This is a genomic window from Streptomyces sp. 8K308 (assembly GCF_004348315.1).
GTDB lineage: Bacteria > Actinomycetota > Actinomycetes > Streptomycetales > Streptomycetaceae > Streptomyces.
The window spans coordinates 1-9301 of the sequence record NZ_SMKC01000284.1; the positions used below are offsets into that span (position 1 = coordinate 1).

At 72.8% G+C, this 9301-nt stretch carries 9 protein-coding genes and 1 tRNA gene; 2 read left to right on the plus strand and 8 right to left on the minus strand.

The features are described 5' to 3' along the window. Positions 1-429 precede the first annotated feature (429 nt). Both E1265_RS28220 and E1265_RS28225 read right to left on the minus strand, forming a co-directional pair. Positions 430-2760 carry a rhamnogalacturonan lyase gene (locus tag E1265_RS28220; RefSeq protein ID WP_132933822.1) on the minus strand — a complete coding sequence of 777 codons (2331 nt, stop codon included), beginning with the start codon at positions 2758-2760 and terminating at the stop codon, positions 430-432. A 150-nt stretch (positions 2761-2910) separates the two neighbouring features. Next, positions 2911-3534: a DUF4232 domain-containing protein gene (locus tag E1265_RS28225; RefSeq protein WP_165953916.1), complete on the minus strand. Its 624-nt coding sequence runs from the start codon at positions 3532-3534 to the stop codon at positions 2911-2913. A 92-nt stretch (positions 3535-3626) separates the two neighbouring features. On the opposite strand from E1265_RS28225, the gene E1265_RS28230 reads away from it, so the two are divergent. Next, a tRNA-Met gene (locus tag E1265_RS28230) sits at positions 3627-3700 on the plus strand. Positions 3701-3794: 94 nt separating this feature from the next. Here the strand turns inward: E1265_RS28230 and E1265_RS28235 are convergent. The 4 genes from E1265_RS28235 to E1265_RS28250 all read right to left on the minus strand — a co-directional run bounded on the left by E1265_RS28235 (position 3795) and on the right by E1265_RS28250 (position 6862). Next, entirely contained in the window at positions 3795-4256 is a 462-nt protein-coding gene (locus E1265_RS28235) for a TIGR03618 family F420-dependent PPOX class oxidoreductase (protein ID WP_132933824.1), read from the minus strand. 92 nt (positions 4257-4348) lie between these two features. Further along, complete coding sequence (locus E1265_RS28240; protein WP_243741169.1) at positions 4349-5809, minus strand: MFS transporter; 1461 nt, start codon at positions 5807-5809, stop codon at positions 4349-4351. Between the two features lie 99 nt (positions 5810-5908). Then, the gene (locus E1265_RS28245; RefSeq protein ID WP_132933825.1) at positions 5909-6397 is read right to left on the minus strand and encodes a MarR family winged helix-turn-helix transcriptional regulator; all 489 of its coding nucleotides are present in this window, start codon (positions 6395-6397) and stop codon (positions 5909-5911) included. A 219-nt stretch (positions 6398-6616) separates the two neighbouring features. After that, positions 6617-6862: a hypothetical protein gene (locus E1265_RS28250; protein WP_132933826.1), complete on the minus strand. Its 246-nt coding sequence runs from the start codon at positions 6860-6862 to the stop codon at positions 6617-6619. A gap of 390 nt (positions 6863-7252) precedes the next feature. Here E1265_RS28250 and E1265_RS28255 point away from each other — a divergent pair, with 390 nt between their 5' ends. Further along, the gene (locus E1265_RS28255) at positions 7253-8269 is read left to right on the plus strand and encodes an AraC family transcriptional regulator (protein WP_132933827.1); all 1017 of its coding nucleotides are present in this window, start codon (positions 7253-7255) and stop codon (positions 8267-8269) included. Positions 8270-8314: 45 nt separating this feature from the next. On the opposite strand, the gene E1265_RS28260 is transcribed toward E1265_RS28255, so the two are convergent. Both E1265_RS28260 and E1265_RS28265 read right to left on the minus strand, forming a co-directional pair. Then, entirely contained in the window at positions 8315-8746 is a 432-nt protein-coding gene (locus tag E1265_RS28260; protein WP_243741170.1) for a hypothetical protein, read from the minus strand. A gap of 234 nt (positions 8747-8980) precedes the next feature. Beyond that, positions 8981-9301, minus strand: a 321-nt coding sequence (locus E1265_RS28265) for a hypothetical protein (RefSeq protein ID WP_207931244.1), incomplete at its 5' end; no start/stop codon positions are given.

The following is a 9301-nucleotide window of genomic DNA, read 5'->3' on the forward strand; positions in this document are numbered from 1 at the left end:
CCAGCGCCGCACCGTGGCACCAGGCCCTTACCCCCGGCCCCAGGGCGTCACCGCCTTGACCCTGGGCGGCCCAGACCGGATGTCCGTCGCCGGCCGCGGCCTGCTCGACGTCACGGAGCCGTGCGAGTTCCTCCATACGCCATGCCTACCAGGCGTTCCCTGGGGCCCGCTGTGCCCCGGCCCTCATCGCCGACAGGTGACGGACCGCGCGACGACACGCGGGAGTTGGCGGGGAGGGGGACCGACACGCGGGACTGGAACGGTAGGGCCTCCTGGTGCTCGAGTGGCGTGGCAACCCGAGCCACCAAGGGGCCCTGCTCTCATGCGTCCACCCGGTCGGGATCACCCGACCCGGGACCCTGTTCCATCAGAACCGACCTCGTGATCGATGCAGACACGCTTCTCGGCCCGGCCGGCCAGGCCCAGCGCTCAGCCTCGTCGGCCGGGCAGCGGGACGTCGGACCAGTCCGTGTCCGAGGCCAGGTAGAAGCTCGGGTAGGCCGGTTGGTTGTAGGTGGTCTGCTGTCGTGCCACCTCGACCCGGTACTGCGGGTCGTGCATCAGCGTGTAGAGCTTGTGGTCCGTCACCTCGGTGCTCAGGTAGAAGCGGATCGCCGAGCTGTCCGCCGTCCGCACCATCAGTTCCTCCCGCCAGTCGCCGAACACGTCGGCCACCAGCGAGGGGTTGCCCTTGGTGTGGTTGTTGGTCAGCGTGCCATCGGCGGTCAGCAGCGTGCCGCGCCGCCAGTCCTCGATGGTCGGGGTCGCGTCGATCGCGCCGTCGACGATCTGGGTGGTCAGGTCCCCTGACCAGCGGATCGACATGTTGGTGCCGGGCGTCTCGGGGCCGAGGTAGCCGCCGTCCGCCGTCCACAGGCCGGTCTCGGAGACCGACTGCGGCTGGGAGGCCCAGGTCTCGATGCCCCGGTGGTCCGGGTCCACGTCGCCGATCATGCCGCGCCCGGTGTCCACGCCGGTGTAACCGCCGTACAGCACTTCGCCGGTGGCCGCGTCGCGCAGCGCGAAGCCGTAGGGCGCGTACCGCCCGCCCTCGTGGACCGTGAAGATCTCGAGTCCCGGCCGGTCCGGGTCGATGTCGGCGACGTGCATCGCGTCGCCGTGCCCGAGCCTGATGTTCTCGCCCGGCTGCGCCGCCTCCGGCGGTGCCTCGGCGAACGAGCTGTAGAGCAGGCTGCCGTCGTCGTCGATGGTGGCCGAGCCGTAGACGATCTCCTGCCGCCCGTCCCCGTCGACGTCGGCCGAGCTGAGGGAGTGGAAGCCCTGGGTGGTGAGGGTGCCGAACTCGGGGTCGGTGCCATCGACGCCGTGCGGCGAGTCGTTGAACGGGTTGGACATCGGGGTCCAGCCGCTGTCCACCGTCCAGTCCTGGCGGATCCGGCGGCCGTCCCAGCGGTAGGCGACGAGCGTGGAGCGGGTGTAGTAGCCGCGCGCGAAGACGGCCGAGGGGTGGCGGCCGTCGAGGTAGGCGACGGTGGAAAGAAAGCGGTCAACCCGGTTGCCCGGCTCGATCCTGGCCATCGCGTAGTCGCCCCACATCAGGCCGTCGTCGTGGCGGCCCGGCTCGTAGCGCACGGTCTGCAACTCCCGCCCGGCGCCCGGGTCGAGGACCGTCAGGTACTCGGGGCCTTCGAGGACGAAGCCCTCGAAGGCGCGCAGGTTGTTGCGGGTGGAGCGGCTGGGCGCGTAGACGTCGACGAAGTGGTCGGCCAGCGCCTCGGCGTCGGCGCGCGACAACGGGTAGTCGTAGCGCGGCTCGATGCCGAACGCCTCCTCGAGGGTGGCCGGCCAGTTGCCCGCGCGCACCTCCGGGTGGTCGTGCCAGCCCTGGAACACCCCGACCAGGTGGTCGTAGTAGCCCTCGGCGCTGAGCCGGTAGTCGTCCTGGTGCGAGTAGCCGGCGCGGACGTCGGCGCGCGGCATCGTGACGTACTCGGTGCGGGCGACGCGGCCGTCGGGCCGGTAGCGGGTGATCGTGGTGCCGGGCGCGGTCTTGAGCATCATCTCGGCGCGGCCGTCGCCGTCGAAGTCGTAGACCAGGAACTGCGTGTAGTGCGCGCCGGCGCGGATGTTGGGGCCGAGGTCGACGCGGCTGAGCAGGGTGCCGTCGAGCCGGTAGGTGTCGATGTAGACGTTGCCCGTGTAGCCGACCTGGGAGACGTCCTTGGAGTTGGACGGGTCCCACTTGACGACGTACTCGTAGGCCCCGTCGCCGTCGACGTCGCCGACGCTCATGTCGTTGGCGCGGTAGGTGTACGCCTCACCGGCGGGGGTGACGCCGTCCGCCGGCCTGCGCAGCGGCAGGTCGTAGTAGTCGTCGGCCCAGGGGGAGACGGGGTTGCTGCGGCGGCCCTCCCGGCCGCGGTCGATGGGCGCGACCCGGTAATCGGCGCCGGAGGTGGCGTCCTCGTCGAGGTAGTTGGTGCTGTCGGTGACGGTGGCGATCCGCCGGCCGTCCCGGTAGACGGCGAAGTCGGTGCCGGACACGCCGGTTTCGGTGTGTCGGGTGGCCTCGGAACCCAGCAGCCGCCAGCTGAGGAAGACGCCCTCCTCGGAGGCGACTGCGACGAGCCCGCGGTCGAGGTCCTCGAGTTGGACGGTGCCCGGCCTGCCTCCGGTGGCCCGCTCGGGCGCCGCTTCGGCCGCCGGCCCCGCGGTGAGCAGCAGCAGCCCGGCGAGGGGGATGGCCAGGGGGCCGAACGTCAGGCGGCGCCGGGTTCTTGGGCCGTCAGGTGGTCTCATCAGAGGTCGCCTTCCTCCGTCTGTCGGGTGGTGGCCGTCGATTGATTCGTTTCAATCGACGCGGCCGTGACAGTAGGGGGCAGCCTGGCGCCGGTCAATACCCCGCGCAGCAAACGCTTTCAGCCATGCGGCCTCTGCGGTCAGCCGCCGTCAGCCGCGGTCGAACGCGGTCCAGGGGCTCACGGCGAGCCGGCCGGTGGTGCCCAGGTCTATCCCGCCGTCCGGCATGATGCGCTGCGCATCCTCACCCGGCGCCGGTATGACGTCGACGAAGCGGGCGTCGACGGGCGGCCCGCTGAGGTCCGTGGTGTTCCGCCACGCGATCGTGGCCCAGGCCGCCTCCCCCGGCTCCAGCGTCACCGGCCGCGGGGGCTCGTCGAAGCCGTTCAGCGAGGCGGTGATCTCCGCCGTGTCGTGCTGGACGGCGATGTCCAGCGTCTCGACCCCGTCGTCGCCGACGAGGATGAGCTCGGGGTGGCCCTCGACGGTGTACGGCTCGGTGCCGCAGTTGGTCAGCCTGATGGTGCCGGCCCGCAGCCCCATGGCGGCGTCTATGACGTCGGGCGTGACCCGGGCGCCCGACGCGGGGCACTCGGTCGACGGCACCGTGATCTCGGTGGGCGTGGGCCCGGGCGACACCGCCGCCGGCGCGCCCGCGCCCGCGCCCTCGGCGCCGTCGCCTCCGCCGCCGGCCACCTCGGTGCCGCAGCCGGCGAGCAACGCCCCCAGGGCGACCAGGCTCAACGCCGGCCCTCTCGTTCTCCTCCACCTCATGCGGTGATCCTCGCACGCGCTTTCGATCAGGGGCACTGGACGGAAGGAAGGTGCGACCACCCCCGTTCGTAGCGTAGAGTTCATCCCAACGACGCGGGGTGGAGCAGCTCGGTAGCTCGCTGGGCTCATAACCCAGAGGTCGCAGGTTCAAATCCTGTCCCCGCTACGAGAGCTCGGGCCCGGCATCCGCGAGGATGCCGGGCCCGAGCGTTTTGGCGCTGTGGCGGTCGCCTTCGCCGCGTGCGCTTCGTTCTTCCGCGTCACATGTCGAGTGCCGTGCCGTAGAGCCGGTCGGCGCGGATCCTGATCACCACCCGCCGCTCGGCGACCTGCTCCCGCAGGAACTCCGCCTCGGCCGCTTCGTCCTCCGGCGGTTCCGGCAGCAGCGAGAGCAGCTCGCGCCCGACGGCGTCGCCCGGCTCCCGCGTCGGCTCCGACACCTCGGCGGTGCCCTCGACGACGGCGAACGCCATGTGGTCCGGCGTGCTCACGTGCAGCGCGGCGTGCGGATCGCGGCTGAGCTGCCGTGGCTTGCCCCGGTCGGCGGTGCTCGAGACCCGCAGCAGCCGCCGGTCCCCGTCCCAGTGGTAGAGGACCGTGGTCAGATGCGGGTGCCCGCTGGCCCGCACGCTCGCCAGCACGCCGAACCCCCGCGCCCCGAGCAACCGCGACGCCTCCGCCTCGTCCAGCACCCGTGGCCTCGGCTTCTCGTTCCCACTCATCGTCCGCTCCGTTCCTCTCGTCTCTGCTTCTCTGCTTTTTCTCTGTTCGTCTTCTTCCGCGCGGCGCCCTGCCGCTTGGCCGCTCGCCGGCCTCACACCCCGGCCGGCACCCGCGCGGCGTCCTCGCGCTCCCGCACCGGCGCGGCACCCGCCTTCCGCCTCGCCAGCGCCGCCACCGCGACCACGATGGCCACGCCGAGCAGCGCCGCGCCGATGCCGAACGCCAGCCGGTAGCCCGCGGCCAGCGCCTCCGCCCGGCCGGCGCCCTCGCCGAGCAGCCCCTCGGTGCGGGCGGCGGCGGCCGTGGAGAGCGCCGCGATGCCGAGCGCCATGCCGACCTGCTGGGTGGTGTTGAAGAGGCCGGAGGCGAGACCGGCGTCCTCGGACCTGGCCGCCGACATCCCGAAGGTGGTCAACGCGGGCTGGGCGAGACCGAATCCGGCGCCGAGCAGCAGCACCGGCAGCAGGTCGGTCGCGTAGTCCGCGTCGTTCGGCAGCCGGGACAGCAGCACGAGCAGCGCGGTGAGCATCGCCAGGCCGACCAGCAGCATGGCGAGTTCGCCGAACCTGGCGTTCAACCGGGCCGCCAGGCCCAGGGACACGGCGCCGATGACGACGGCCGTCGGCAGCATCGCGAGGCCGGTCTCGGCGGCGCCGTAGCCGAGCACGTTCTGCAGGTAGAGCGCGAACATCACCTGGAACGAGAACATCGCGCCCACCAGCAGCACCTGGATCAGGTTCGCCGACCAGACCGCGCGCGGCCGCAGCATGCGCAGCGGCATCAGCGGCGTGCGTGCCGTCGCCTGCCGCAGCAGGAACCCGGCGAGCAGCGCGAGACCGACCAGGCCCGCGCCCAGCGTGTGTACCGAAGTGCCGCCGTAGCGCTCGACGTTGACCACCGCGTAGCTGCCGAGCAGCAGTCCGCCGGTGACCAGGGCGGCCCCGGCCGCGTCGGCCCCGGCCCGCAGCCCGAGGCTCGTGTCGTCCGGCAGGTACCGCCGGGCCAGGACCAGCACGGCGACGCCGAGCGGCACGTTGATGAAGAAGATCCAGTGCCAGCTGAGCCCGTCGGTCAGCACGCCGCCGAGCACCTGTCCGATGGCGGCGCCGGTCGCGCCGGTGAAGCTGAACGCGGCGATGGCGCGGCCGCGTTCGCGTGGCTCGGTGAACAGCGTCACCAGGATCCCGAGCGCGACGGCGGAGGCCATGGCGCTGCCGACGCCCTGCGCGAACCGCGCCGCGATCAGCAGCCCCGGCGAGGTGGCGAAGCCGGCGAGCAGCGAGGCCCCGGTGAACACGGCGGTGCCGGCGGCGAACATCCGCCGGCGGCCGAGTAGGTCGCCGAGCCGGCCGGCGAGCAGCAGCAGGGCGCCGAAGGCGATCAGATACGCGTTGACCACCCAGCTGAGCCCGGCGGCCGAGAACCCGAGGTCCTCCTGGATGGCGGGCATGGCCACGGTCACGATGCTGCCGTCGAGGACGATCACCAGCATGCTGGACGCGATCACCCCGAGCGCGACCCAGCGCGAGCGCGCGGCGGTTTCGGATGCCATGAGGCCTCTCCTGTCGTCGATCAGGCAACAGGAAGGACTCTAGCAGATAGTTCTCTTGCGGACTATCTTTCTCGGGTCAAAGTCCGGATCGGCGTCCCGCTACCCGCGCTGCCGTGCCCGCCGCGCCGGCCGAGGGCTCTCGACCGGCTCCGCCAGCACCCCGCCGACCAGCCGCTTCATCGCCGAGAGCAGCGCCTCCCGCTCTCCGTCCGGCAGCGCGGCCAACGTCTCCCGGTGCACCCCGTCGACGATCTCCTGGCTGCGCCGCGCCACCCGCGCGCCCTCCTCCGTCACCGCGATCACCCGCGCCCGCCGGTCCACGCTCGACGGCCGCCGCTCCGCGAGCCCGGCCGCCTCCAGCGCGTCCACGGTCACCACCATCGTGGTCTTGTCCATGTCCCCGATCTCGGCCAGCTGCGCCTGCGTCCGCTCCTCCTCGAGCGCGTGCACCAGCACGCAGTGCATCCGTGCCGTCAGCCCGACCTCGGCCAGGGCGGCGGCCATCCGGGTGCGCAGGACGTGGCTGGTGTGGTCGAGGAAGAACGAGAGGTCGGGCTCGGATCGCGTCTGCGGCGTCATGGCGGTCATGTCAGCGAGCGTAACAAGCGGGCGATCCGTCGCGGATGGTCCGTAACGGGTGGATCTCTGGGGTGTCCTGGCCCCCCTTGTCCGCCCCTGCCGAGCGCGGCAGGCAGGGGCGACCGGCCACCGTCGGCGATTTCGCGGTCGTCCTCGGCGGACCGTGGGGCAGCAGCGGTGAGGAGTCGCGCGATGTGGGCGACGCGCCTGCGCGGGGCCGCGCGGGCGTCAGGTGGCGAAGATCAGCCAGAGGTCCCAACCGCCGGCGTTCTCGCGGCACTCGTAGGCGTCGGCCCCGCCCGGGTGGTTGGGCCACAGGTACTCCTCGCCCACCGCGACGCACTCCTCGTGCGTCGCGTAGTGGTCGTGGAACTGGTAGTAGTCCAGCGCCGAGGCCGACGCGGGCCCCGCGCCCACGGCCAGAGCGGCCACCACGGCGGCCCCTACCACCCACATCCGCGCCCGACTTCTCATGTCCTGGCCTCCCCATGGCCCGACCGAACCGCCTGATGCGAAGGATTCAAGGGCAGCTCCGCCGGCCTGACAAGGTCAGCGGTCGGCCACTTGTCGGATGGCTGGGAGTCGGTGGTCGCGCGCCTGGCGGGCGTCTATACGGGTCGGACCCCGCCCACGCTCGTTCGCGTGACGGGGTCCTTCCTCCCCCTGGTCCCCCCCACAAACCGCCCTGAACTTCCCCCGTGAACACAGGACGGCATATGCCCGAACGGTCGGATCCCGAGACCGACTTGGAATAGTCGACACCTGGACCTCGGACATGTGCGACGCTACCCGGGGAGTCACCGCTCGGCTACCCGCCGAACGCGGTGCCCGGCCGGAAAACGCGGAGAGAGGGAGACGTTCCTGATGGCACGGCTCAGCGCCGTACCCGGTGACCTGAGCAGGCTGACGACCCTCGTCGACAGCAGCGATCTCGAGGAGACGCGGGACATCATCAGCCGCGCCTACAGCCCCTACCAGCTCGACTGCCTGGGCGACGCGCGGGAGTTCGCCGCGTGGTACGCCGAGGACGGGTTCCCCGGCATCACGATCTCGGGGCTGCGGTACGGATACCCGCACCTCGACGCCGAGACCCTGATCAAGCCGCAGGCGCTCGAAACCTACCTGCTGGTCTGCGAGGTGACCCACGGCTGGGTCAGGGTGAGCCGCCCAGGCCGGGAGGAGTGCGTCGTCGGGCCGGGCGGGACTTATGTCCTCGACCCGTACAGCCCCTTCCAGGTGCGCTGGTCGCCGGGCGCGCAGATGACGACCCTCCGGCTCGCCCGCGACGTCGTGGAGCGGGCCGTCGCCGACGCGCTCGGCGTGGAGGGGCCGGTGCGTGCCCGGTTCGCGCTCGGCGGGGCCGTCTCGCCCGACGCCGCCAGGACCTGGGCGGGCATCTCCGGCGCCGTTCACCGCGAGGTGCTCGGCGAGGGCATCGCCCGCACCAACCCGCTCGTGGCCGCGCAGCTGACCCAGACGTCGGCCGTGTTACTGGTCCAGACGCAGCGGCTGATCCTCCCGAACGGCGTGGACGCGCGGCGCACCGGCCTCGTCGGCCACGCGGCGGTGCGCCGCGCGATGGCCCTGGTCGAGGAGCGGGCCGACGAGCCGCACACCCTCGCCGACCTGGCGGCGGCGGCCCGGGTCAGCCCGCGTGCCCTCCAGGAGGCGTTCCGCCAGCACCTGGACACCACCCCGCTCGGCTACCTCCGGGAGGTCCGTCTCAGGCGGGCCCACCAGGACCTGCTCGCGGCCGGCAGGGACGGCTCGGCGACCGTATCGGACGTCGCCTACCGCTGGGGCTTCTCCAACCTGGGGAGGTTCGCCGCCTACTACCGGGAGCGGTACGGGCAGCCGCCGTCGAAGACGCTGAGCGGTTGACCCGCGGCCGGTCGTGGCCGCCGTGGCGGTGGTGCCGCGGCTGGGTCAGGTGTCCCCGCCGGTCGGGGGGAGAAGCCCACGGGCGGCAAGGGCCGGGGCGATGGCTGAGGAACTGTCGAGGCGCAGCGGCGGGGTTCCGGCGGCGCGGGCCGTGACCAGGCGGGCGGCCCAGCGGCGGCGGTCCCGGTGGTGGTGGGCCGGTCCCGACCACGGGATCGAGTCGCGGGCCAGCAGGTGGCCGAAGGTCTCGCGGTTGCCGGCGAACAGCTCCTGCCCGGTGGCGGCCCGCCGCAGTGAGCGGGCCACCAGGCGGGGCAGGCACACGCACAGCGGCAGGTCCAGCCAGACCACCAGATCGGCCCGTGTCAGCAGCGTCTCGGCGACCGCGCCGTCGAAGTTGCCGTCCGCGATCCACGCCTCGGCCGCCAGCGCGTGCCGCACCCGGGCGTGGAACTCCGCGGCCGGACCGGGGCCCACGCTGGCCCCCAGAACAGGTCGTCAAGTTCGACGTGGGGCAGTCCCGAATGGGCCGCGACGGCGGCCGCGACGGTGCTCTTGCCGGCCGCGACCGGACCCACCACCGCGATCCGCCGCGGCGGCTGGCCGGGTGGCGTCACGGTGACCGCCTCCGGGCGGTCGGCGTCGTCACCGGTACGGACCACCGCGGGCTGCTCAAGGGGCCTCGGGCCGGGAGCCGGGGCGTCGGGGCCGTTACGAGCCGCGCTGGTTTCCGTCGCCACCCGGCGTCTCCTGGTGGATGTGCAGCTCCCCGTTCATCACCGTGTAGAGCGAGGCGTGGTCCTTGGCGACGTTGCTCTGGCTCGGGCCGGTCGGCGCCGGCGTGCCGTCGTCGGCGTGGAGCGGCGCGGCGTCGCGGGCGGCGGCTTCGACGCGGTTGTCGTCGCCGGCCACCACGGGGCCGTGCGCGTCGCCGCCGATGCTGATCGAGTAGTGGTTCCTCGGCGCGGATGCCATGACGGTCCTGCCTTCCGGGTCTGCTGAACGGTCGGTTGGGGTTGGGCGGGTCAGGGG

What these genes read in the sequence shown, in the direction of transcription:
- E1265_RS28245 (WP_132933825.1), bottom strand. Translation starts at nt 6,397, where the DNA reads ATGACCGCCATGACGCCGCAGACGCGATCCGAGCCCGACCTCTCGTTC.
- E1265_RS28235 (WP_132933824.1), bottom strand. Translation starts at nt 4,256, where the DNA reads ATGAGTGGGAACGAGAAGCCGAGGCCACGGGTGCTGGACGAGGCGGAG.
- E1265_RS28220 (WP_132933822.1), bottom strand. Translation starts at nt 2,760, where the DNA reads ATGAGACCACCTGACGGCCCAAGAACCCGGCGCCGCCTGACGTTCGGC.
- E1265_RS28240 (WP_243741169.1), bottom strand. Translation starts at nt 5,809, where the DNA reads ATGGCATCCGAAACCGCCGCGCGCTCGCGCTGGGTCGCGCTCGGGGTG.
- E1265_RS28255 (WP_132933827.1), top strand. Translation starts at nt 7,253, where the DNA reads ATGGCACGGCTCAGCGCCGTACCCGGTGACCTGAGCAGGCTGACGACC.
- E1265_RS28225 (WP_165953916.1), bottom strand. Translation starts at nt 3,534, where the DNA reads ATGAGGTGGAGGAGAACGAGAGGGCCGGCGTTGAGCCTGGTCGCCCTG.
- E1265_RS28250 (WP_132933826.1), bottom strand. Translation starts at nt 6,862, where the DNA reads ATGAGAAGTCGGGCGCGGATGTGGGTGGTAGGGGCCGCCGTGGTGGCC.